The sequence below is a fragment of the Thaumasiovibrio subtropicus genome (genome assembly GCF_019703835.1).
Lineage (GTDB): Bacteria > Pseudomonadota > Gammaproteobacteria > Enterobacterales > Vibrionaceae > Thaumasiovibrio > Thaumasiovibrio subtropicus.
The window spans coordinates 1,875,439-1,900,671 of the sequence record NZ_AP023055.1; the positions used below are offsets into that span (position 1 = coordinate 1,875,439).

Annotated in this window: 19 protein-coding genes; 8 read left to right on the top strand and 11 right to left on the bottom strand. The window is 47.6% G+C overall.

Annotation, left to right across the window (positions count from 1 at the left end; genetic code table 11):
• Window position 1: 1 nt before the first annotated feature.
• The gene (locus TSUB_RS24720) at window positions 2–1,195 is read right to left on the bottom strand and encodes an acetate/propionate family kinase (RefSeq protein ID WP_087025227.1); all 1,194 of its coding nucleotides are present in this window, start codon (window positions 1,193–1,195) and stop codon (window positions 2–4) included.
• 537 nt (window positions 1,196–1,732) lie between these two features.
• Between TSUB_RS24720 and yieH the strand changes: the two genes are divergently transcribed.
• On the top strand, window positions 1,733–2,392 hold the full coding sequence (yieH, locus tag TSUB_RS24725; RefSeq protein WP_087025229.1) for a 6-phosphogluconate phosphatase: 660 nt from the start codon (window positions 1,733–1,735) through the stop codon (window positions 2,390–2,392).
• A 57-nt stretch (window positions 2,393–2,449) separates the two neighbouring features.
• Here the strand turns inward: yieH and TSUB_RS24730 are convergent, their stop codons facing one another.
• Window positions 2,450–3,646, bottom strand: a complete 1,197-nt coding sequence (locus TSUB_RS24730) for a tetratricopeptide repeat protein (protein WP_087025231.1) — start codon at window positions 3,644–3,646, stop codon at window positions 2,450–2,452.
• A gap of 282 nt (window positions 3,647–3,928) precedes the next feature.
• Between TSUB_RS24730 and sstT the strand changes: the two genes are divergently transcribed.
• Both sstT and TSUB_RS24740 read left to right on the top strand, forming a co-directional pair.
• On the top strand, window positions 3,929–5,164 hold the full coding sequence (gene sstT, locus TSUB_RS24735; protein ID WP_087025459.1) for a serine/threonine transporter SstT: 1,236 nt from the start codon (window positions 3,929–3,931) through the stop codon (window positions 5,162–5,164).
• Window positions 5,165–5,525: 361 nt separating this feature from the next.
• A complete protein-coding gene (locus tag TSUB_RS24740; RefSeq protein WP_087025456.1) occupies window positions 5,526–5,891 on the top strand; it encodes a hypothetical protein in 366 nt (121 codons plus the stop codon).
• A 118-nt stretch (window positions 5,892–6,009) separates the two neighbouring features.
• On the opposite strand, the gene putP is transcribed toward TSUB_RS24740, so the two are convergent.
• The 3 genes from putP to putA form a co-directional block, all read right to left on the bottom strand.
• Window positions 6,010–7,503, bottom strand: a complete 1,494-nt coding sequence (gene putP, locus TSUB_RS24745; RefSeq protein ID WP_087025453.1) for a sodium/proline symporter PutP — start codon at window positions 7,501–7,503, stop codon at window positions 6,010–6,012.
• 104 nt (window positions 7,504–7,607) lie between these two features.
• Entirely contained in the window at window positions 7,608–8,222 is a 615-nt protein-coding gene (locus TSUB_RS24750; RefSeq protein ID WP_087025450.1) for a hypothetical protein, read from the bottom strand.
• On the bottom strand, window positions 8,222–11,317 hold the full coding sequence (gene putA, locus TSUB_RS24755; protein WP_087025447.1) for a bifunctional proline dehydrogenase/L-glutamate gamma-semialdehyde dehydrogenase PutA: 3,096 nt from the start codon (window positions 11,315–11,317) through the stop codon (window positions 8,222–8,224). Before putA ends, TSUB_RS24750 begins: the two co-directional genes overlap by 1 nt.
• Window positions 11,318–11,782: 465 nt before the next feature.
• Between putA and TSUB_RS24760 the strand changes: the two genes are divergently transcribed.
• Window positions 11,783–12,670 (top strand): AEC family transporter, encoded by an 888-nt coding sequence (locus tag TSUB_RS24760; RefSeq protein ID WP_087025462.1) that lies wholly within the window; start codon window positions 11,783–11,785, stop codon window positions 12,668–12,670.
• 54 nt (window positions 12,671–12,724) lie between these two features.
• A complete protein-coding gene (locus tag TSUB_RS25235; protein ID WP_281422939.1) occupies window positions 12,725–12,850 on the top strand; it encodes a hypothetical protein in 126 nt (41 codons plus the stop codon).
• A 447-nt stretch (window positions 12,851–13,297) separates the two neighbouring features.
• Here the strand turns inward: TSUB_RS25235 and pdxH are convergent, their stop codons facing one another.
• Complete coding sequence (pdxH, locus tag TSUB_RS24765; protein ID WP_087025444.1) at window positions 13,298–13,936, bottom strand: pyridoxamine 5'-phosphate oxidase; 639 nt, start codon at window positions 13,934–13,936, stop codon at window positions 13,298–13,300.
• A gap of 177 nt (window positions 13,937–14,113) precedes the next feature.
• Here pdxH and TSUB_RS24770 point away from each other — a divergent pair, with 177 nt between their 5' ends.
• The 3 genes from TSUB_RS24770 (at window position 14,114) to TSUB_RS24780 (ending at window position 17,839) form a co-directional block, all read left to right on the top strand.
• A complete protein-coding gene (locus tag TSUB_RS24770) occupies window positions 14,114–15,901 on the top strand; it encodes a sensor histidine kinase (protein WP_246616500.1) in 1,788 nt (595 codons plus the stop codon).
• On the top strand, window positions 15,898–17,136 hold the full coding sequence (locus TSUB_RS24775) for a sigma-54-dependent transcriptional regulator (protein WP_087025439.1): 1,239 nt from the start codon (window positions 15,898–15,900) through the stop codon (window positions 17,134–17,136). The genes TSUB_RS24770 and TSUB_RS24775 overlap by 4 nt, the downstream gene beginning before the upstream one ends.
• A gap of 187 nt (window positions 17,137–17,323) precedes the next feature.
• Window positions 17,324–17,839, top strand: coding sequence for a hypothetical protein (locus TSUB_RS24780; RefSeq protein ID WP_087025436.1), 516 nt, complete (start codon window positions 17,324–17,326; stop codon window positions 17,837–17,839).
• 77 nt (window positions 17,840–17,916) lie between these two features.
• On the opposite strand, the gene TSUB_RS24785 is transcribed toward TSUB_RS24780, so the two are convergent.
• The 5 genes from TSUB_RS24785 to TSUB_RS24805 all read right to left on the bottom strand — a co-directional run bounded on the left by TSUB_RS24785 (window position 17,917) and on the right by TSUB_RS24805 (window position 25,233).
• Window positions 17,917–18,714, bottom strand: coding sequence for an alpha/beta fold hydrolase (locus TSUB_RS24785; protein ID WP_087025433.1), 798 nt, complete (start codon window positions 18,712–18,714; stop codon window positions 17,917–17,919).
• A gap of 268 nt (window positions 18,715–18,982) precedes the next feature.
• Complete coding sequence (locus tag TSUB_RS24790; protein ID WP_087025430.1) at window positions 18,983–20,626, bottom strand: DUF342 domain-containing protein; 1,644 nt, start codon at window positions 20,624–20,626, stop codon at window positions 18,983–18,985.
• A gap of 244 nt (window positions 20,627–20,870) precedes the next feature.
• Window positions 20,871–22,907 (bottom strand): tRNA(Met) cytidine acetyltransferase TmcA domain-containing protein, encoded by a 2,037-nt coding sequence (locus TSUB_RS24795; protein ID WP_159065025.1) that lies wholly within the window; start codon window positions 22,905–22,907, stop codon window positions 20,871–20,873.
• A gap of 134 nt (window positions 22,908–23,041) precedes the next feature.
• Window positions 23,042–24,016 (bottom strand): ParB/RepB/Spo0J family partition protein, encoded by a 975-nt coding sequence (locus tag TSUB_RS24800; RefSeq protein ID WP_087025424.1) that lies wholly within the window; start codon window positions 24,014–24,016, stop codon window positions 23,042–23,044.
• Entirely contained in the window at window positions 24,016–25,233 is a 1,218-nt protein-coding gene (locus tag TSUB_RS24805; protein WP_087025421.1) for an AAA family ATPase, read from the bottom strand. The genes TSUB_RS24800 and TSUB_RS24805 overlap by 1 nt, the downstream gene beginning before the upstream one ends.

Genomic DNA, 25,233 nt, shown 5'->3' on the forward strand with positions numbered 1-25,233 from the left:
TTTATAGCAGAGCGACAGACTGCTGAGCGATAACAAACTCTTCGTTGGTTGGGATCACCATGGCAACCGCACCGAGAACGTCGGACTTCGCAATCACACCCGCAGCACCAAAGCGAGCCGCCTCGTTACCTTGTACATCTTCAACAAAACCAAGCAGTTTTAAGTTGTTAAGGATTTCGCGACGAATTGGCAATGAATTTTCGCCAATACCACCAGTAAAGATAATCGCATCAAGGCGACTCAGTGGGATCATGTAAGAGCCGATGTACTTAGCCACACGGTAAGTAAAGACTTCAAACGCCAACTTAGCGCCTTCATGGCCATTTTCCATCGCTTCGAGGATGCCACGCGCGTCGGATGTTAGACCCGATACACCAAGGAAACCTGACTTCTTGTTTAAGGTGTCAAAGACTTTTTCTTGGCTCCAGCCTTTTTTCATTAAGAACTCAATGATACCCGGGTCAAGATCACCTGAGCGCGTCCCCATCATCAAACCAGCCAATGGAGTAAAGCCCATTGAAGTATCGACAGATTCACCGTTTGAGATAGCACAAACTGACGCACCATTGCCAAGGTGTACTGAGATGAAGCTCGCTTCTTCTACGGGCTTATCTAGCATCTTTGCCGCTTCACGGCTCACAAAGTAGTGACTCGTGCCGTGGAAACCGTAGCGACGAATACCGTACTCTTCATAAAGCTCACGTGAAATCGCACCCGTGTAGGCTTTAGGCGGCATGGTTTGGTGGAAAGCAGTATCAAACACAGCGAATTGAGGCAAAGCAGGGAACGCCGCCATTGCTGCACGAATACCTTTCGCGCCCGCTGGATTGTGTAGTGGGGCTAGATCGGCAAGTTTGTCGATTTCAGCCAGCACTTCGTCATCAATGCGCACTGTCGAGGTAAATTTCTCACCACCGTGCACGGCACGGTGGCCGACCGCAACCAGTTGCTCAGAAAAACCTAAATCATCCACCAGCTTCACAATGCGATTAATCGCATGTTGATGGTGGTTATCTTCTGCAGTAATGGCTTCTTCTGATTTCTGTCCATCAAATTTCCAGCCAATCACAGCCTCAGGCAGACCAAAGCATTCACCAAGGCCAGACAGCAGTGTGTCACCGTTGACGGAGTCAATCAGTGCAAACTTTAGTGACGAGCTTCCTGAGTTTAATACGAGAACCAGCGAGTTTTTCATGAAAATCCCAAGCGTTGTGTAGAGTTTAAATGAGGTGTGTTGCCTCAAAAATTATTGGAATAGCAAGTGGTGTTTTCGGTGTGTGGAGCAAACCAGAACAACGTTGAATTGCTATGTTCGTTTAGTTTACTCAATTTTTTTGAAATATTAAACCAGCATTTACATTTCGTGACACCTAATTGATATTTTACTGGTTTAGATCAATTTTTTATCGCCAATCGGTCACTAAGCGGACAGTACTCAGTAGATGTCTCTTTTTTGCACTCAACTTTTTTTGTATCGCTAAGCAATTATTCTGACGCTTATATACGCTCATCGCTTCATAATACGCCTGCTCAACGCCTTTTAAGTATCAAGGAAACCAATGCCATTAAGGCCTTCTGGCTTGCTCAACTCCGCCGTGATCCACTTCGCGTTGTCATCCTGTAAGTGGGTAAAAAATGCCTGAACCGTTGCAAAAAAAAAGTTCCTACCTTGCGAGGCATCTGTTCACGCATGCATGCTGAAATGAATCTAAATCGTCAACTAGGGAGGCATATGTCTGAATCAACAATCAAATGCATCATTTTTGATTGCGACGGTACGCTCGTCGACAGCGAACGCCTCTGCCAAGAAGCGTTGGTCGATGTCTTTGCTCGATTTGGTGGTCAACTCTCACTACAGGAGTGCATGGCGCGATTTCAAGGTGGCAAATTGGCTGACATTCTCGCGGAAACCAGAGAACGATGTGGTATCAAGGTCAGCATTGATGTACTCGAGCCACTCTATCGAGAGGAGTGCCGACAACGGTTTGAATCAGAACTCCAACCAATTGCAGGGGTGGCCAAATTACTGGCAGAGCTGCAGGGGCGTGACATCGATATCTGCGTCGCCTCCAATGGGCCAGTAGAGAAGATGGCACATACGCTGGGTCTGACTGGATTGCGTCACTATTTCAATGAGTGTCTCTTCAGCGCTTTCGAAATTCAGTGCTGGAAGCCAGAGCCTGACTTACTCCATTATGCCGCGATGCAAATGGGCTATAGCGTGAATGAATGCCTATTTGTCGATGACACTATTAACGGTATTCAGGCCAGCATCAACGCCGAGATGAAAGCGCTCTATTTCCGTGCCGATCCCGCTAGACCCAATATTGACCATCCGCTTGTCACTACCATAGAGAACATGCCTGCGGTACTTCACCATCTTAATCTGTAAACATAAAAAAACCCTCTGCTGAACAGAGGGTTTAGTACTTAACTGGCGAACACAACGCTACTGAACTTTATCTCTACTTCCCTGCCATTGCGCATCAGCAAAATTGCTCTTCACCATATCTTGGCCGGAAAACTCACTCAACAAGCGATCAAGATTATCGCTGCTTCTCACTGGTTCCTCATCCGGTACCACGGCAGAAAGCAACTCGGTTTCTGGTACGTAATGATCCACATCAGCACTGTAGAGGTTTGACAGCTCCTCGTCGTTAGGAAAGTAACTGTCTCGGTTATACACCCGGTTCAGCATTTCTATCGCGCCAAACATAGGATAAGGCTGCTCTTTCAGCTTGTTGTATACGGTTTTAGCCACTTCTTGTACACGAAGTAAGGTTTCAATACCGACAAATGGCACAACATCGTCACGCTCTTGTCGTGCAGTAGCGTACCCATTGGCACAAGCAATGGAAAACCACGAGTAAGCGACGGCAGCATCATTCGCACACCCGCCTAAATGCAGTTTACCCGCTAAGAACTGAGATTCGACATCTCCCTGCTCGGCGGCACGCTCAATCCAATAGATGGCTTTGCGCTTATCTTTTTCTACCCCGTTACCGGTTTGATAGCAAAACGCGACTCGCTTCTGCGCCGCCATATCTTGATTAATTGCCGCACGCAACCACCACATAAATGACCGCGCAGGATCGCGTTCATTAAACCACTCACCTAAGTAGCGCTGTGATGCCATATAGCCTTTCTCGCCCGCTTGGGTGATGTGCTCAATGGCTTTTTCCATATTAGGCTCAACGCCAGTGCCATTCAGGTAGCAAAGTCCTAAAGCATGGATTTTCTCAATCTCGCCATTGCGCGCACCCACCACCGCTTCCCAGTAGCTGGACTTGGCTCGGCCAAGGGGGTCATCCACATCTTCACGGCACAAACGGATCAACGCGCGCTGGGCTATCTCATTGTTTTTCAATGCCGCCATGGTGTAGTACTTAATGGCATCACGAGCATTAGTGAGTTCACATTCTTTCGCTAACGAGAGCAATGTTGGCACATGGCCAGCCATCGCGCGTTGCTGTCGCTCTTTGCGCTCAGAAATTTTCGCTTGCTCGAGAACAAGTCTGTATTGAGCCTCCCGCTCCTTTTTAATCCTGACTTTTTTTCGTTTTGACTGGCTCAGGTGATTGACGAACCAGATGAAAACGACAAGCGGTATAACGATAAGCGCTATACCAATCAGTGCATTTGTCATTCTTCAACCTAATTGGCTTTAAACCAATAACTTGCGTTCAGATAATCTTCTACAGCGACCAAAGTGTGTCGCAGTTAATAAACATTTTATCATTTTTAAGACAATTCCGCATGATTCAGTTACATCCAGCAACACTTATGATGACTTTTTATCGCTCAAAAAATAACCATTGAATTCAAAACAATGAAACAAAGTTGTGGATCATTACGGCATTTATTGTTAAAAACACACTAAATATATGCTTTTCCCCTTACATATAGCAAATACACAACAGGAAATATTATGAGCAAAGATAACTCATTGATGAGTAAAATACTTTCTGGAAGTCTAGTTCTCCAGATACTTATCGGTATCGTGGCTGGTATCGCACTTGCGACCCTTTCACCTGCTACAGGCCAGTCTGTTGGCATGTTGGGCGGCCTCTTTGTTGGGGCATTAAAGGCCGTCGCACCGATTCTTGTTTTTGTCTTGGTGTCAGCCTCAATAGCTAACCAAAAGCAAGGCCAACACTCAAACATGAAGCCGATTATCGGCCTATATCTATTCGGTACCCTGACCGCTGCACTCACCGCTGTGACCTTGAGCTTCCTTTTCCCTACCACTTTAACCTTGGTCACTAACGAAGCCAGTGCAAATCCACCAGAGGGTATCGCAGAAGTCCTGAGCACCCTCTTGTTCAAGATGGTTGATAACCCAATCAATGCCTTAATGAGCGCCAACTTTATTGGTATTTTGGTTTGGGCCATTGCATTGGGCCTTGCTCTCCACAAAGCAAGCGATGCAACGAAGAACGTTTTGAGTGACATCTCGAATGGTGTTTCAGCAGTGGTTAAATATGTCATCCGCTTTGCACCTCTGGGTATCTTTGGCCTTGTGGCAAACACTATCGCCGAAACGGGCTTCAGCGCCCTTGCAGGATACTCTCAACTGCTTGCGGTACTGCTTGGTGCTATGCTCATCATTGCCCTTGTCGTTAACCCTGCCATTGTGTTCTTCATGACGAAGGAAAACCCTTACCCACTGGTACTAAGCTGCCTACGTGAAAGTGGCGTTACCGCCTTCTTCACACGCAGTTCAGCGGCAAACATTCCGGTCAACATGAATCTGTGTAAAAAACTCGACCTTGATGAAGACACATACTCGGTTTCAATCCCGCTAGGTGCGACCATCAATATGGCGGGTGCGGCGATTACTATCACGGTACTGACACTCGCGGCTGTACATACTTTAGGGGTTAATGTCGATCTACCGACTGCGGTATTGCTCAGCGTCGTTGCCGCGGTGTCAGCATGTGGTGCTTCTGGCGTAGCGGGTGGATCTCTACTCCTCATCCCGCTGGCTTGTAGCCTGTTTGGTATCTCTAACGATGTTGCGATGCAGGTTGTCGCTGTTGGCTTTATTATTGGTGTTGTACAAGACTCAGCAGAGACCGCGTTAAACAGCTCGACGGATGTCGTCTTCACAGCAGCGGCAAGCAAACGCAAGCAAGCTGCCGCAGCACTCGCAGCACAAAGTTAGAAAGCACAATACATACTTTGCTAAGCATGGCCACCTTCGGGTGGCCTTTTTTGTGCTTGTCTGCGCGTATTTTTTGATTTAGCCCACTCGATCCTCAAAGCAGTGCCTCGATGGCAAACCTAGACACTCTCGCTGAACAAGCACCTTGAGGTGGCTTGAGTATATGCTGCATTAAAATGAACTCTAATTCAGTACATTCATGTATGTATGATTAAGATCACATTCGTTCAATTTATGTTCAGTTCAGATGGGTATTATGAACCCATCAAAGAGAGGTGAGGCAAAAGCAGAACGCAAATGCCAATCATCCTTAAGCGAGAAAGCTCGCACTACCCACAACGGTTTAGTCGGAGAATTGAATATGAAAAAAGTCATCACAACGACCATCATGGCTCTTGGTCTTTTCGCAGCAAGCGCACAAGCAAGCTTTACGCTAGAAGAAACCCAGATGTTTGCGGGTTCTGATAACTTCCATGCGCAAGTACAAAACCACCGTGCTCTACAAGGTGAAAACTTAGCGGGAACAGAAGCCGTTAGCTTATACAGTGCCGAAGAAGTGCGCGAGTTCGCTACCTCAGGTGACTTTCACCAACGAGTACAAGCACAACGCCTTCAACATGGTGAAGTGTCAGAAGGGACATTTGCCGGCGCGCTAAGCCTAGAAGAAACCCGCCAGTGTGGCACTGCAAGTGATGTCCGCTTATGTGTCGGTAAACTTGCCAGCTAACCCTTGCGTTCCGCAACATAGCTTGTCTATCTGCTAAGCGAATTTACACTGTAAACGAATCGCAGACAGATAAAAAAAGCGGACACAAAGTCCGCTTTCTATCTCTCTGCTATTACGACTAGTCGAGCGTTTCAAGTTTGGTTTCAAACTTATCGTAAAGGTATTCAACCTCTTGATCAGGTTTTGCTAGCAAACTTACACCCACCGTCGCGATCGTCGCAAAGATAAAGCCCGGCACAATTTCATACACATCGAACAAGCCGCCGGTTTGCTGCTTCCACCACACAACGGTAAGGCCACCCACAACAATACCCGCTGCGGCACCAAACTTACTCATACCACGCCAATAAAGGCTGAGAATAACCACAGGACCGAATGCCGCCCCGAAGCCTGCCCACGCATAAGAGACAAGACCAAGTACCGTGCTATCTGGATTAAATGCCAGTACCAATGCAATGATAGACACACCAACGACACCCAAACGCCCCACCATGACAACTTCACTGTTGGTTGCATTAGGGCGAAGTAACGGCTTGAACAAGTCTTCCGCCAGTGCCGAAGATGACACCAACAATTGAGAATCCGCAGTACTCATAATCGCAGCAAGGATGGCGGCAAGTAAAATACCCGCAATCACAGGGTGGAACATGGCATCGACCAAGATCATGAAGATACGCTCGCCGTCAGCCAGCTCCAGTCCCGGTTGATTTGTCACGTAAAGCAGGCCAACGAGACCAACGAGCATTGCTCCCGCCATGGATAATCCAGACCAAACAACGGCAATACGACGTGCCGTCGTTAACTCACGATTCGTACGTGACGCCTTAAAACGCGCGAGAATATGGGGCTGTCCGAAGTAACCTAAACCCCATGCGACCAATGAGATGATGGCAATAGCCGTTAATGGCTTACCTTCGTTGTCGTTGAATATCGTCAACAACTCTGGGTTTATCGCCGCGAGATCACTCTCAAGCTGACCGAAGCCGCCATTCATTGCTGCGATCGGCACAATCAACAGTGCCGCAGCCATCAATAAACCTTGCACCAAATCGGTCCATGCCACTGCGAGGAATCCACCAAACAAGGTGTAAGACACCACGCATACGGTGCCAATAATGACGGCGGTTTGATAATTTAGACCAAAAACCGTCTCAAATAACTTACCACCCGCGACCAAGCCTGAGCTGGTATAGAAAAGGAAGAACAAAAGAATGAAGATAGCGGAAATGATCTGTAGGAGTTTACCTTGATCATTGAAGCGTCGAGAAAGGTATTCAGGCAAGGTGATCGCGTCATCAGCAACGATGCTGTAAGTGCGTAGACGTTTCGCACTGACTAACCAGTTTAGCCAAGTACCCACCAATAACCCCCCGCCCAGCCAAATAGCTTCATAGCCAGAGGCAAAAGCATAGCCTGGCAAGCCAAGCAATAGCCATCCTGACATATCAGAGGCCCCAGCAGACAAAGCGGCAGGCCAAGGTCCTAGAGAACGTCCGCCAAGAAAGTAGTCACTACTATTGCTCGTTTGACGATACGCGACATAACCAATCACCAACATCATTACTAAGTAAGCAAGAAACGTTGCTGATATCGCAAAGTTTGTTTCAATCATAATTATCCTTATGTTGTGTTTCTGTCCGTCTTAATTAAAAACAAAGAGGTGCTCTTTCGGTGACACCTCTTTACTTCATTGATTGTTATTTAGTCTATTTTCAATCAATCATTTAACGCAAGTAGACTCGCATTCCCTCCGATGGCGGTCACGTTGTTGGTACGCGTGCGCTCATGCACCCACTGTAATGCGGTCATAGGATCGATGACGGCGGTATCTTGACCATGACTCGCAATAACAGGCACGATGGCGCCCGACAGCGCAGCAATACTGCGTTGCCATGTTTGTTGATGCGCCATGTCTCCAACAGCAATCACCCCCGCATGTTCGGCACCGATACGCGCATCCGGCACAGAAACCAAAGTGCCTTCCGGCAACTGAAAGCCCAGCGCCAAAAGCTCTCCTGCTAGATGCTCATTCACAGAACTGTCCAACTGAATACGGTTGCCCGCCAATAGCGCTCGTCCAATCAATGCGCGCAATGCCTGCGTTTCTGCTTCCCCTGTGGTTTGCGAAGCGATAAACACTCCACGAGGGACGAGATAAAGCTCATTGGCTTCCCCTGTCGGCCCCACCAATAATTCAGGCTCCATCATTCGCGTCAATGCCTGTTCGCAATCTTGTTGCAACAACGCCAGCAAACCATGTTGTTCAGCCCAGCTTGATAGTGCACTCAAGCGTGCTTCAAGGTGCCATTGAGACCAAAGTGCATTTTCCATTATTCGCCTCCTAGAACGGCATCAACAAACTGCGTCAAATAGTGTGGGCCACCTGCTTTAGGGCCAGTGCCGGACAAACCATGTCCGCCAAACGGCTGGACGCCAACCACGGCACCGACCTGATCGCGGTTGATATAGCAGTTACCGACGTGGGTTTTCTCTTCAATGGTTTGATAGGTACGCTCGTTACGGCTATGCACACCTAACGTCAAACCGTACCCCGTCTGATTGATGCCACCAATCACCTCTTCAAGTTGCTGCGCATCGAAGCTGATCACATGCAAAATAGGACCGAACTTTTCCTCAGATAACTGCTGAATAGCATCAAGAGAAATCATGGTTGGCGCAACAAAGTCCCCCCCATCACACTCAGGAGACAAAACAGATTGGTAAAGCACCTTGTCTTTGTGTTCGGTGATATGCGCTTGCAAGCGCTGCTTTGCAGTATCATCTATCACAGGACCGACATCCGTCACCAAGTGATTTGGGTCACCGATTTGTAGCTCTGCCATGGCGCCTTTAATTAAACCCACAATGCGCGGCGCTATTTCTTGCTGCACAAATAACACTCGCAGTGCCGAACAACGTTGTCCTGCCGACGCAAACGCAGAGCGAATCACATCGCGTACCACTTGCTCAGGCAATGCAGTACTGTCTACCACCATGGCATTAAGACCACCGGTCTCTGCGATAAACAGTGCCGGCGCATCACGACGGGCAATTTGTGATTGAATCAACTTCGCAGTCGCTGTTGAGCCTGTGAAGACGACGCCTTTGATACGATCATCGTTAGCGACTAAATCACCTACTACATCGCCACCCCCTAATACCAACTGAATGACATCAGCAGGCACACCCGCGTCAAGCATCAACTCAATACAACGCACAGCAATCAGGCTTGTTTGCGGGGCAGGTTTGGCAACTACCGTGTTACCTGTGACTAATGCCGCCGCAATCTGCCCCAAGAAGATCGCTAACGGAAAGTTCCACGGGCTAATACACAGCACGATACCTTTGGCTTGATAGCGCAAAAGCTGTTCAGCGCCTTCTAAGCCTTTCACGGCTTTTGGGTTAGCCATCAAAGCTTCAGCTTGCGTCGCATAGTAATGGCAGAAATCAACCGCTTCACGGATCTCATCAACGCTGTCTTGCATTGTTTTACCCGCTTCACGATGGCAAAGACTGATCAACTCACCGTGATGCTGTTCAAGGAGATCGCCAATCTTACGCAAACACGCCGCGCGCTCGCTAACAGGCCGCTCAGACCAAGCGGCAAAGCCAGCCTGTGCAACGTCTACCGCAGAGGCCATCACCGCAGCGGATCCGAAGACAACGTCACCCACTTTTTCAGTACGCAGATAAGGCGCAGTCACAGAGGTTGCATCGCCAGTGGCCGCTTGGCCATTAACGATCGAGGCTCCCTGCCATTGATGCGCTCGGAAAGACTGAATCGCATGAGCAAGCGGCGTGTAATCACTGTGAATTTGAACGTTGAACCCTCGACTGTTCTTACGATTCTCACCAAAGATTGCTGGTGGTAGAACAATGGCTGGGTGGTGTAAGGTTTCGCGCCCTTGTAGCGTATCAACGGGATGCTCAACCAAGGATTCTGCTGGACAACGCGCGTCAACTAAGCGATGTACAAAGGAGCTATTCGCGCCATTTTCCAAGAGGCGACGGACAAGGTAAGGCAGCAAGTCCTTGTGACTACCCACAGGCGCATAAATACGTACCGGTTTACCGTGTGTGGCAGTGACATGTTTATACAGCGCGTCACCCATACCATGCAGTCGCTGGAACTCAAAGCCGGCCGTTTCCGGTGCCATGGTCGCGATCGCAGTCACCGTATGCGCATTGTGGCTGGCAAACTGCGGATAGATACGACCAATGACAGATGCAGAGAACAAGAAACGCGCACACGCTAAGTAAGCAACATCGGTTGACTCCTTGCGGGTATAAACAGGATACCCTTGCAAACCAAGCTGTTGGCAATGCTTAATTTCACTGTCCCAATAAGCCCCTTTTACGAGACGAACAGGAATGATCACACCGGCATCTTCACTCAGTTTGGTTAACCAAGCTAAGACAGACAATGCGCGTTTGGAGTAGGCTTGTACAACGAGACCAAAACCACCCCAACCTTTTAACGCATCACTGAGTAATAGCTTTTCAAACAGCTGCAGTGAAATTTCTAAGCGATCCGCTTCTTCTGCATCCACGGTGATTGCCACGCCACGATCACGGGCGTAAATCAGCAAGGCCAACAATGTTTGATACATTTCCGTCATCACATTGTTGTAGTTACTTGCTTCATAGCGAGGGTAAAGCGCTGATAGCTTGATGGAGACCGACGGCGGATAGTTGCGATCTTGCTGGGTCGCGCCTACCGCATCAATGGCTTTGCGATAGTCGGCTAAATACTTCGCCGCATCATCACGCGTCAAGGCTGCTTCGCCCAACATATCGAAAGAATAACTGTTACCTTGTTTAAAGTTATCCTCACCCTTTTTCATCGCCTCTTCGATGCTGCGTCCCAAAACAAACTGGAACCCCATGATCTGCATCGCTTGCTGCATCGCTTTACGAATAACCGGCTCAGATAGCTTATTAACCATCTTCTTCAGCACATTGCTCGGATTGTCCGGCACGCCGAAGCTGGTCACTTTACCCGTAAGCAGTAAGCCCCACGTTGAGGCGTTAACAAAAACCGACTTAGAGTTTTTTAAATGCGCTTGCCAATCGGCCACACTCAGTTTGTCACGGATAAACGCATCGGCGGTAAACTGATCAGGAATACGCATCAGTGCCTCTGCAAGACACATCAATAACACACCTTCATCGGTGTCGAGACTGTACTCCATTAACAGCGCATCAATCATATGCACCGCATCTTTATCAGCACGGACTTGGTTGATCAACGCCAGTGCCCGCTCTCCGATCAATTGACCTTCTTGATCATCGTTCCGGGCAAAAGGGATCAACTGTGCGATCCATGCAGATTCATCAACGGCATATAATGGAGATATCTTCTCCCACAGTGTTTGACGTGACTGATCTAGCCAGCCATCCACAAAATAATCTTCTGCCTTTATCATGATTTTCCTTATTCCTATCATGCAAACTGGGCGTATGTTATTTCAAAGTTAATGGTCGGGATATATTTTGTAGTGGAATTTGCTCTATTTTTTGCGCATGAGCTCATTTTTCAGTTTTTCAGGTACCACTTCCGTCCGATATAAGCCTAGACGCCACTATCGGAACGATGATCAAGCCCGACAAAATTACGTGCGATGTCATTTCAATTTTGAGTGCATCACGTGAAGAGTGACGGCAAAAACAACCCCAAAAATCTTTTAATAATCAATAATTAAAACATTAGAAACACTTTTATTATCAAAAGTCATGGTCTCATCAATGAGAAATTGCCATGATCATGCATTCATCAATTTATTTGATCATTGTTCCGATAAGCACTTGATCATTGTTCCTTAGGATCCCGTGTGGCCATATTCTTTTCCAATCTCAGCGAAGCACTCCGCATCACCTCCCCTATTTTTCTTATGCTCGTGCTGGGGGTCGTCTTAAAGCGGCTGCAAATCATCAACACAGCCTTCGTTGATACTGGCTCCAAGCTGGTTTTCAACCTGACACTGCCTGCGATGTTGTTTCTCAGCATCATTAATGCTGATTTGAATATCAGTGACCATGCCACTATTTTGGGCTTTGCCGTCGCTGCCAACTTTGCTTGCTGGCTAGTATTGATGTTTATCGCTCGATATTCACCGTACCCCTTCGCCACAACCAGCGTCGTTGTGCAAGGCGCGTTTAGGGCAAACACGGGCATTATTGGTATTGCGCTGATGGCCAATGCCTACGGGGAAGCGGGTATTGCCGCAAGTGCGTTTTATGTCGCGGCAATCACCTTACTCTACAATGTACTCGCCGTGATCAGCCTAACCCCACGAGGATCCCAACAAAACACCGGAACAATGATCAAGACACTGGGCAAAAATCCATTGATCCTCACCATACTTGCGGCCAGTTGTTTAACTATCCTTGATCTTCCGATGCCAGAGGTCGTATTGATCAGTGGTCAGTATTTTGCTGACATGACCCTACCACTCGCTTTACTGTGTACTGGGGCGAGTCTGGACTTTAAACAACTGAGGTCAACACCAACGCCCGCTTTGATCGCCACACTTTCACGCTTGATCATCGTTCCGTTCATCATCGTCACGAGCGCCATTGTGCTTGGTTTCCGTGACGCGGCATTGGGACTTATCTTCTTTATGAGCGCAAGCCCCACTGCGGCGGCGAGTTACATCATGGCCAAAGCAATGAAAGCCGATGATCGCCTCGCTGCCAACATTATCGCTATCACTACCCTCTTCTTTGCATTCACGATCAGTGCTGGCTTGGCATGGCTACGCAGTTGGGGATTTGCGTAGTTCAGTCAAGAGTATTCGAGGGGAAAGAAAGCCCGCTTGCGCGGGCTTCAATTGATGACAAGTTTACGTGGTATCGCTTATGGTCGTCAGCGTGCTCTGGCAAAGCCAAAGGAGGAAGAGCGCGGTAAGGAACGCGAAGTTACTTTCCGGCGAGTTTGGCGTCCTTTTGCCAATACGTGAGTGAGTACGCTTTGGTAATAACCATTCATATTATTACTCCCTGTTATCAATTAAACTGCCAATACCCTAAAAAACACCTACTGCCTCAGGTTTGATTCAGATCAAAAAACAGCGATACCGACTTACTAAGTAATTGATATTTTATTTTCCACTAGAAAATACTTGATTAATGTCACACCAAAAACGCATAATAATGCAAAAAGATAATAAGTTTGAATTTTCGCCAACAATTGGGTACTTACAGGGAAATTAAAACCTAAACCAGCCAATTAATTCAGCAGTGTAATCACTTGAAAAACATCCAACCTACTTTTAAATTGTCAAATTTTCATACTTTGATAGCGAAACCAAGGGCAGTTGCGCACCGATATCATTCATTTTAAGTGACCATAAAACAAAAAACGCGCCTTTATTCAGCGCGTTTTTTAGAACAGAACAGCCCTTCATTTAAGGTGCCAAACGTTCAATCGACCATTGATCTTGCTCTTCGCGAGTGAATAAAAACCGATCATGCAACCGGTGAGCGCCACCTTGCCAGAACTCAATACTCTGCGGCACCACGCGATAGCCGCCCCAAAAGGTCGGTACAGGCACTTCACCCTTCGCAAACTTTTGCTTGAGCTCGAAAAACTTTCCTTCCAATGCAGAACGCGCAGACAATCGAGAACTCTGCTTGCTCGCCCATGCCGCAACTTGGCTCTCTTTCGGGCGTGATGAAAAGTACTTTAAAACGTCCAGCTTGGATAACGGTTCTACAACACCTGTGATATGAACCTGACGCTCAAGCGGATGCCAAGGGAAGTGCAAACTGATGTGTTTGTTTTGCTCTAGGTGCTGCGCCTTACGACTGCCGAGGTTGGTGTAGAACACAAATCCCGCTTCATCGACGTTCTTGAGTAGAACAATGCGTTGATATGGCATACCTGACTCGGATACGGTCGCAACCGTCATCGCGGTGGGATCCGGCAAATTCGCCTCTACCGCCTGTTTCAACCACGTTTCAAACAAGGGTAGTGGCGCATCAGGTAAGTCTTCACGACGCAATCCACCTCGGGTGTAATCACGACGCATATCAGCCAAATCCATTCTTCTTCTCCTCAATCTTGTAGAGCTATGACCAAGCAGTGATTGTGCGCTCTCCGTGCAACAACTGCAAGTCATTGTCATCACAGGAATGTCGGCTTTTTCAAGGTTTTATTGCCTACATTTTGATAACCTACCCATAACAAAGGACATTTCGCAGGATGCGTAGGACTAACTCTCGTGACAATAAAACGATCGCTGACCGGGTTCGCGGTTTTACTTGGCGTATTTATGACAGCGTTAATTGGCATCGTCGCTTATCAGCAAGCGACGAACCACATTGCCAATCGCCTCAATCAAGACATTACCCAACTCAGCGAAACGTTAAGCAATGAGTTAGAACGGTTCAGCCAGCTCCCAGTATTGTTGGCGAGCGATCCTCGCCTGCAACGTTTTCTTACCGCCCCATTTAACCCTTCAAGTACCAATGAGCTGCTCTATAAGTGGCAACAGACGCTTGAAGCCGACGTGATTTACCTTATCGATCATAACGGATTAACGCTCGCTGCCAGTAACAGCCGAGAAGACACCTCTTTTGTTGGTCACAACTTTCAGTTTCGTCCGTACTTTCAACAAGCGATGTCAGATGAACGCGGTCAGTACTTTGCATTAGGTATTCAATCTAACCGTCGAGGCTACTATTTCTCAGCCCCGATTCGACGCCAAGGTGTCGCATTGGGCGTATTAGTGATCAAAGTTGATCTGAGCGCCGTTGAGGAGCTTTGGCGTTATCAAACTTCTGATTACTTGATTGTTGACCAGAACGGGGTGGTGTTTTACAGCTCCAAACCTGAATATCTCTACCATTCATTATTGACGCTCGACGAAACAACAAAACAGTCCATCATTGATTCGCGCCAATATGGCAGGCCGGGCTTGCTACCGTTAACTCAAGCCACGCACCTAGATGCACTGCAAAGCCCATTATTGGCCTTGAGAGATAACGAATCGGGTATCTCCAGACATATCAGTCAGTCTTTCCCGATGCCTCAGATAGGTTGGCAAATATTTGGCGTTTCGCCCGTTACCAATGCTTGGCAAGTTGTCGGTCAAGCCATTGTCATTTTCATGGTGTTTTATCTTCTTATTTGCTTAGCGGCCGCCTCATGGTTTGAAACATACTCAACAAAGCAGAAGCTATCGCGCCTTAACTCTCGCCTAGAACACCTTGTGCGTGAACGCACCGACAAGCTTCAACTCAGCAACCAACAGTTACGAGAGACACTCAGGCAATATGAACATAGCCAACACGCCCTTAAGCAGACAGAACGGGAGCTCATACAAGCCGCCAAACTCGCCATGTTAGGTGAACTCTCCGCCAGCATTAATCACGAGATTAACCAGCCGCTCGCTGCGATTCGCACCTATGCAGAAAATGCACAACGCTTCTTAGACAAAGGCAACCTCAACCATGTCGGCAATAACTTGGCGCAAATCGTTGAGCTAAATGAAATGATCACAGAGATCATCGCGCGCTTAAAAGTCTTTGCCCGTAAGCAAGACGGCAGCCACCAAGGTCTTTGTGATGTCGAGTCTGCACTGCATTCCGCGATTAGCATCGTCAATGCACGTTTACTCAAAGCGGGCATTGTCGTTAAGCTTGATGCCACGGATACGCGCGACATCGTCAACATCGACGCAGTACAGTTAGAACAGATCATCATCAATTTACTTACTAACGCCGCGCAGGCGCTTGCATCACATCCATCTCCGCGTATCGGTATTACCCCGATACGCCATCAAGATTGGATGGAAATTCAAGTCTGGGACAACGGTGATGGCGTTGAAAATCCGCGTCAGATATTTGATCCTTTCTATACCTCGAAACCGGACGGGCTAGGACTGGGGTTAACGATTTCCAAACGTATCATCGAAGATTTTGGCGGTGCCATTAGCGTCTCTCAGCATACGTCTGGTGGCGCCTGTTTTCATCTTCGGATACCACTTTCTAAAGAGGAGACACGATGAGCGTTGATGTCATTTTCATTGATGATGAGCGAAGCATTCGCGATGCCGTTCAGCAAACCATTGAGCTAGAAGATTTGCGCGTCGCGTGTTTTGCGAGTGGTCGAGACGCGTTACAACAGCTCGACGCAACCTTTCCCGGCATCATCATCACGGATATCAACATGCCACTCATGAATGGCATTGAAGTACTGCAACGCACCCTACAGATTGATAATGAGCTGCAAGTCGTGATGCTGACAGGACACGGGGATATCTCAACTGCAGTCGAAGCGATGCGCGAAGGCGCTTACGATTTCATAGAGAAGCCTTTTTCAACGTCCCACTTAATTGATGTCATCCGTCGAGGTCTCGATAAGCGTCGCTTAATCCTCGAGAATCGCGACCTGCGTCAAGAGCTGGATCTGCAATCTCAACCCGGTCCTCGCCTATTAGGAAATACCGATGAAATCCAACAGATTCGTCGCGTGCTCGCTCACCAAAAAGCCCAGCCACATGATCTCTTGATCTGCGGAGAGAGCGGCGCCGGGAAAAAACTTGCGGCACGTTTCTTACAAACCGATCCCGGCCGTTTTCATTCCATCTCATGCCAATACACGGACATAGAACAACTTATCGCCCAAGCCAATGCGATCCCAACATTTGAACCCAATCTGTTCTATTTAGAGCAGGTTGAAACTTTTAAACAGCAGACAGCGCTAGTGGATTGGTTAGCCCACAAACCCACGCATATCCGTGTTGTTGCCAGCTCAGTGCAGTCGCCTCAATGGCTTGCAAACAGTGACAATTTTCTATCCTCTCTCTACCTTCGCCTAAGCATGATTACACTTCACATGCCGACGCTAGTGCAGCGTAAGGCGGATATCGATTTACTGTTCAATAATTTCTGCCGTAATGCGGCATCCCGTTTCGGTATCACCCAGCCTAAGCTCACCGATGACGAACGGAATACGCTGTTCCACTATACGTGGCCTGGTAACGTGCAAGAGTTGAGAGCCGTAGCTGAGCGTTTTGTCTTGCTTGGACAAGGCTTGAAAATCAACTCCCCTGAAGAGCAAGGCCATCGTCTTCATCTCGCCGATATGGTGTTGCAGTTTGAAAACAACATTTTGTCTGATGCGCTACAGCGCCATCAGGGCCGATTGAAAGATGTTCAAGAAGAGTTAGGGTTGGCGCGAAAAACCCTCTATGACAAATTGAAAAAGCATAATATCGACAAAGAAAGCTACAAAGGGTGAGCCCTACAGCCAAAATCATACCTCGCGGCGATCAAACACCCAGTGAGTTTACATTTTTTTAACAATAAACTTGAAGCTTTCAGGTTTATCGACTGTCCTTGTATATAGCCACACTCATGATCGAGATGGCCTTCACACACGTAAGTCGAAGTGAGACTGAGTGTGTGGCACCAAAAGGGACAAGCTTATGAAACGACTCTATTACATAACGCAAGATCTTGATGATGCCGAAGTTATCTCAGATGAAGTGCATCAAAATGGTATCGATGACCACCACTTTTTTGTGATTAGCAGAGATGAATCAGGCCTGAAAACCCATCACTTACATGGCAGCAACCAATTAGAAGATACCAACATACTCGCTGCACGTAAGCGAGCTTATCTATTGGGAGGAAGTGTGTTGGGTTTGGGTGTCATTTTGCTCACCCTGTTCAGCGATGTATTTGGTTCGTTCATGATGCTGCCACTTGTGCTGCTCATTGCCATCGCGCTGGTTACAATAGGGTTAGTGAAAGTCGCAGGAAACTCGTTTGATGGCTATTTTATGGGATTGTTTAATCAACACCTCGATCGTGGCGAAGTCGTCATTGTTATCGATGTAAGTCGCGATCAAGCAAGTAAAGTCGAAGCCATTCTCGATACACACCCTAAAGCACATTTTATTGCGGATTGTTCGAGTTTTCGTTCTGCCATTCCAGACTAGTTTGACACACTACTTACCCTCGCCAATAAAAAACGCGACCTTGAGTCGCGTTTAACTTTCAAATAAGCCACATTAAGTTATGCGGCGAATTTCTTGATGAAAGCAATCGAATGCTCGTTGAAATCATCAGGTCGCTCAACATTGCAAACGTGGCCACAGTTTTCGAACTCAGTTAAATAACTGTTCTGATGTACCGCCACCATTTCGCGCACCGGTTTAATGAACATGTAATCTTCTGCTCCCATCAAGTACAAGGTTGGGATGGGTAACTCTCGCTCTTTGAAATAGCGCATCAAAGGATTGACCTCTGCAGCTAGCTTAAACCAACGCTTAAATTCTTGCTGACACAGTTTCTTTGCTTCACGTACAAAAAGGTGTCGAGACTCGCGCTGATTCCGCTGCGGCATAATGATGTAGGCGAACAAACTGTAGAGCCACATGTAAGGCACAAAGCTCTTACACAGATCGCCAATGCGCACCAATATTTGCGAGCGAGTATTGAAGCGAGTAATCGCTCCCCCTAACACCATTGTCTTTACCCGAGAGGGCGCGAGTTCGGCTAAATTACGAATAATAATAGTGCCGAGCGAGATGCCCACAAAATGCGCTTTTTGAATACGTAAGTGATTTAGCAATTTGACAATATCCGTCGTCACTTCTTTAAAACTGTACGGATTTGAGATCATCTCCTTCAACATATTGTTGGATTTACCGTGGCCACGGAGATCGAGAAGCAGCACATTGAAATGCTCTTTGTAGGCGCGGATCTGCTTAAACCAAATTGAGGAACTACCACCTGCACCATGAACGAATACAACCCATTCTTTACTGTTAGCGTGTGAATAGGTTTTGTGGAAGAGCAAAGAATCAGACATCTTGAACCATCAATCGAAAATTTACAGTGTAAATAGTAGCACAGACGCTAGCATGACCAAAATCGCAGGTCATTTCAGAGTGTATCAGAATAAAAATAGAGGGTGGTTGAACCAATCAAGGTTGTACTCGAGCACAGATGCTTACTCAGCGGAATCTCCATTCTTGGTCGCATAGCGCTGCGGTGAAGTATTAAGGCGCTAAGCCATAGTATGGATGACGAGCCTAGACAAGGCGTCCAATCATAAACGACTTGAAAGTGTTTGCCCCTTAGATTGGTTGCATCTCAGCTGACTTTCCATTGAAACGCACTTTGGAGGGACCATGCTCCTCAATGATATTCAACGCTTCTCCCGCCACAGTGCATTGCACACCTGAATAGACACGGTTCATCGCCGTCACCGTTGAACTTCTCGCTTGGGAGGTTAACTGAGCATCACACTCTTCTATGGCATCACGCAACCGTTTTAACTGCTTCGATAATACAGACTTGGCTTGCTTTAACTTAACGACGGTTGCTTTAGGTCGCTTGCTCACGGGCAAAGCCGCCATTTTCTTCGCCGCGCCAAGCACGCGTTGAAGTGTATCCAACTGGGACTTTTGTTCTTTGATTAGGTGCGTACGCTGTGTACGTAAACGCTCGAAGTTTTCAAAGGCGCAAACCTCGGTTGGGGTCGAGGCAGCAGCGCCAAGGTTGACGACTTCAACAGCGCCCCCGACTTTAACAAAACCGCCATTCAACGTACCTTTTCGCTTCGTTGGGTCAACAACATGCAAGTTGGCCTCACTGCGTATCTCGCAGTGCAGAGCGTGAAGCTGAAGATTGATATCACCAACCGCATCCAGATTGGCATACTGTGCAAACTTGGACGAAATCTTCCCTTTCGCGATGACATGGCAATTGAGCTCATCACTTTTGCGACCAATAATGCCGTTGGCGACAACCACATCTTCACCAGCTTCAACGCGCGCCGATTCGATAAAACCACCAACAGTTACAGTCCCTGTCGCTTTGACGCGCATCCCTTGTGCGATGTCACCATTTACCACCACACTGCCATCAAAAACAATGTGTCCCGTAGCAACCGTCACAGACTTCAAACATAGCGCTTCATCTATCTCAACCGAATTATCTTTCAGATGTGGAATGCCTGAACGTTCAGCCAGAAGCACCATAGGATCGCTGTCTGAAATAACCGTCCCTTTTCCTGCTTTAAAGTTACGATCTTTGCCTGCATTCGCCTTTAGCACTCGTCCCTTAATCGTAATGCCGTCCTTGCCTTTTGTCGCTGGATGCTTTCTTAAGACAGGCGTCCCTTCCTGGACCATGATGACGTCGCCAAGATCGCGCATATCTACCGTGCCATCACCGCGCTCTCTTGGTCGTAATACACGTTGCTCACAATCTTGCACCAAGGCAACTAACTTCGCATCCTTACCATTCTCGGCAGGCGAGCCAAAGGCAATCGCATCAGAGACCGTTTCGCCCGCTTTCAACCGCTTGCCACGCTCAATTAAATCGTCAATATGATTTTGACTGATCCCGACAGTCACACTCGCTTCAGAGAGGGCTTTACTTAACTTGGCGAGATTGATTGCATCACCACCATAACCGCCCACTATCGTCGCATAAGCGGTCATGGCATCTTCATCAACCCGTACAGACACTTTGGCATCACGGCGTTCAGCAATGACGACGGGAGAGCGGTTCAAATTATCAACGTCGTCTGGCAATGTCGCGAGCAAATCAGCTAACTGCGTTTCACTGACGTAATAATCTCGAACGCGGTACGCACTCAGCAATGAGTAAACATCTTCAAGCGTAATGAGGCCATGCTGCTCACGATTGTAAGCTGCTGGCTGTAAGAAGACTTGTGACTCATCATGCGAGAGAATTACCAATTGTTGTGCCACGTTTGCTCCGAGTGAAAAGAAAAGTGTGATATCCAGCCCAAGTTATGACTAGAATTCTAGTCTATAGAACCCAAAGTTGAGCCTAGATGCAATGCATTACAGCTGTAATTTTGACCAATCTCTCATTAGTTAAGGTGAAGAAAAGAAAATGCAGTTGTGAATGACCGGAATTCAGAAACTCACAAAGAGAAAGCGATCAATGTCTGCGAGTCGCACAAAGAAAAACGAAGATTTACACTGTAAATCACTCTCTACTTAGCTGCGTATCAATCAAGGCTCTCCACTGTTTTTCGACCATTTTACGACTTAATAAATCTCTGTCAGACAGCAAGGTTTCCCAACTGTGATTGAGTAGGCACTTTCTTAACAGACGTTGAAACGATGGGTCAAAAATTGCTTCGCGATTCACTAATTGTTGCTTCACCCAACGAGATAACACATCAACAATCAAATCATAACCAAGGCCACCCCGGCTGTAAGCAAGCAGCAATTGCGTATCAGATTTAGACTGGGCTTGCTCCTTCAAGGCTGATGTAAACAATGGAACAACCACATCAAGAGGAAGCCGTTGAAACTGCTCTAAGCACTGACGTTCAAATGTGGGCAGAAATCTCTCGGAAGCCAACTGCAGCCATGGCGGAAGTGAGTCTGATGCAGAGACCATAAGCAGGGAGTATGTACCGCTGGCTGCATCTCGAGAAACCCCGAGGCGAAGAGGTAAGAACTGCGCAGCTAACCAAAACGGTAACGTCTCGCCACTACAACCGAAGCTTGTCCCAAGATAGTGCTGCGGATAGGCGGACCTCACAGCATTAATCAACCCAAGACCAACGCCCTGCCTTCTGAGGGAGCCAGCCACAGCAACTCGCATGATCCGTACTGCACCCAGCGTAAGCACATGCGGGTCAGCACAGTGCGTTGCGACACTTTGTGCCAGCAAATGTCCTTTTACGCGGCGCTCACCTATAATCACTTTTTGGGCAAGCGAAAGATCAAACTGGCCTTCCTCACTCACAAGCGCAACGCCGCCTATGACATCATCTTTGGAGGCAACCCAAACCGCAGTGCTTTCATCATCGAGAAGTTGCTGCAAATCGCTTGGTGATGTTTGATAGTGAGCCACTATAAGTAAACCAAACAAGTCACGCAGCAGGCGGGGGGATTCCAGTAACGTCTGCGAGTCAAGCTTGTGATAACTGAGCGCTGTACCGTCATCGACAGGTTTGCTTGACTCAGCATCAAGCAGTAATGCATCAAACAGCCACGCCTCTAAAGGGCAGCCTGCTGACCAACGAATCGGAGACGACAACGTAATCCGTTTAGACTCGGGATAGATAGCTTTCAATGCGGGAACGAACTTGAGTTCAAATCCTTGACCTGAACCTTCATAACCATGTGTGGTGGTCGAAAACACCATGCGTCGGTATTGCTTGGCCATGGTCAACAACATGGGGATGGGCATTGCTGCCGCTTCATCAACCACAACCATATCCGCATCTGGCAACGTCTCCACGACTAGGTCCGGCGCAATGAAGGTGAGCACACTTTGCCGATATTCAAGTTGCTTGCTGTCGGGCAACGACAGCCGTTGTGCCACTGTCTCGAACAAAGATGAAACCGCCGAAAATGACGGTGCAGTTACCAAGATATGTCGCTTTCCCGATTGCATCAGCTCCGCTGCCGCGATGCCGAGTGCGGTTGATTTTCCTCTGCCACGATCAGCCGTCATGACTAATGGACGCTTACTGTGTCCGGTGACAACACGCTGAATTGCTTCAACCGCTATTGATTGGCAGTGACTGCCACACCCTAATGCATCCTGATAACGTGTGTAACCAGACAGGTTAGCCAAAGGGGTAGATGCCATGTCATCACCGACAACAGACAACGTGGAGAACGCACGCTGCAACGAAGCGGCTAAGTGTAATTCAAAGGGAGTATGAGGAAACTGCTCTGATAACCAAAGAACCAGAATACCTCCACCCTTGACCAAGCCGCTAGCGATCCCCAACGCGTTAGCATTGATACCATCTCGAAAATCAAGCAACAGAAAATCCAGGTCACTACCGAGCGCGTGCTTTAGCTGCTTATGCGTGACTTTTTTTAGCGGTAAAGCGTCATCATCCGACACCATCATGGCGGTTGAAAACAGAGAAGCAAGAGGCTCAAACCAAGAGGGCAGTGTTGAACGCTGAATGGTTATGACACCACGGACATGGTGTTTATCGCAGTGCTCAAGTAACTGAGCGAGTTGATTCGGAAGCGACAAGGTTGATGGCATAGCATTTACCGACAGAGTGCAGAAACAATAGACTGGCACTTTGTCAGGAATAGAAAATGAATTCAAGCAAGCTTGGTATGAGCTGCGGAGTCTGCATAAAAAAGCCGCTAACTGAGTAGCGGCTTTGAAGGTCATTACTTCTCGATAAAATCTTGTACCAGCTTTAAAAGCGCAGCCATTTTATCGTCATCAAGCTGGTTAAACTTCATGGTCAACTTATCTTTGTTGCGCTGATAAGAGACTTTGCCTTTAACCAACTCTTGCGCTGACGCCTTAGCCGGTTTGGTTTCGACACTACTCGCAACCCGATTTTCAATATCTAAGGTCACTTCTCTTGTTAGACGAGACAGACCTTGAATCGCCTTGGTCTGCCAAAGCGGTTTGTCGTCTTGATTCAACGCCGAAATCAACGCTGTTTGTTGTGACTGCGGTAAGTTGAAGAACAAGCGATGTAGCTTCACAATGGTGGGGCGACCTAACTCGCTGACACTTGGGTATGCCATTAGGAGTTCCATTGGCAGATCCGCCGCTTTTAGCGCGCCACTCACTAACGCTTCACTACATTGACACACTTTTGCGAGCTCTTTTTGATCGGTCACATCACCACGAGACAACATCGCTTGCATCTCTTTACCGCGCTCATAAAGTGAGAGCGGCTTATGCGCGTTCGCGACATCAGAAAGAAACTTAGCATGCTTAGTGGTAATACCATGCGCAACATAAACCAAGAATGGCTTACTTGAATGAATACATGCCATGCGACGACGGCTACCATCCAAGACTTCTATGGTCCCATCTTCACACCAGCGTCCGACAGCAGGAAACTGCTGACCACGCTCTTGCAAGGTGATCAAAATATCCGCCAGTGCGTGCTCGGTTAGAAACGCTTGTTCACGGGCATTTTCTTCAAAGACGCGCGTTTTGCTCGCAACCTCATCTGCCGCAACCGTGACTAGTTCGAATGAGACAGTGGCTTCACCCGCAACCGCTAGCTCAATGACAGCGGCTTTTTCTTTCGCAGCTGTTTGGGCTTCTTGAGGGCTAGTCGCGCGTCGCTTGTTAGCCTTTCCAAACAATCGGGCATTGAGATCAGACGTTTTGATTGCCATTATTCACCCTCATTAATTAGTTGCCAGTGACCATGAAGTATTCGCTCCAGCTCTAATCCAGCGCGCTGAATCGCTTCCTGTGCGTTGATCAGTGTTTTCTTACCACCTTCAAATTCTTGAGTCGTGAGATCAAACACCGTACTGTAGGTATCGGCACAGGTTTCAAATGCCCGACTACGCGGAATCGTCGCCATCATCACCAGTTCGCCAAGTAGGTAGTTCATCTCAGTTAACACCGACATCTGCTTTTTGTTGTCGTCTTCAAACATGGTTGGCATCAGTCGAATGAACTTCAAACCAGGCCAATCGTCATTAAACATCTCATAGACGGCCGGTAGATGTTGGAAGAAATTCACGGTCGATGCCCAGTCCAAACGCTTTGCTGCACAAGGAATAATGAGCGCATTCGAAGCATACATCGCATTCCAAACGAGAGGATCGATATGTGGACCGGTATCAATCATAATGATATCGAACTCATCTTCGATGGGTTCAATCACCTTCTCTTTCAACAACTGCACAATATCCAATGATTGGTTATTCGCTAAGTCCTGCCACGCATCTGCATTAAACATGGCGTCTTCAGGGAAAGAGGCGATGGTTTTTAGGTTCGGATATTGTGTTGGTAAGATTACCTGATCCATCAAGAAGTCTTTGTCGACCACCGTGCCTTCCGGCACGTTGTCTAGCATCACATCGACAGCTGAATAAATCGTTTCTTGCTCTGCAAATGAAATTTGAGGGTTCAGGAAAAGACGCAATGAGCCTTGTGGGTCAAGGTCAATCAAACAAATACGGTATCGCTTTTCCAAATTCAACGCCAAACAAGCCGCCATGTGAACGGCAGTCATTGACTTGCCCGTACCACCTTTCTGGTTTTGTACATTCACAACCCAAGGTTTGCGCTTGTGATCCGCTTTCTCATGGAAAGCAGGAATTTTAGCTGCAGACATCAGTTGATGGGCTTCTTCAAGCGTAATCGAATAATGATTGGCGTTGTTTTTTGTAAATTGATGCCCCTCGGCCTCCATTCGGCCAATGGCTTCATCCAGTTTTCGACGCGTTAGACCTGAGCGTGTTTCCATCAATGCCTTAGACATAGGTGGAAAGAGAACGTCATTTCTCTCTTCTAACACAATTTCAATGCGGTCCGCTTGCACCTGTTTAGTTTGCTCAGCAATACCAAACAAATGATCGATGGTTTGTTCCCTATTCAT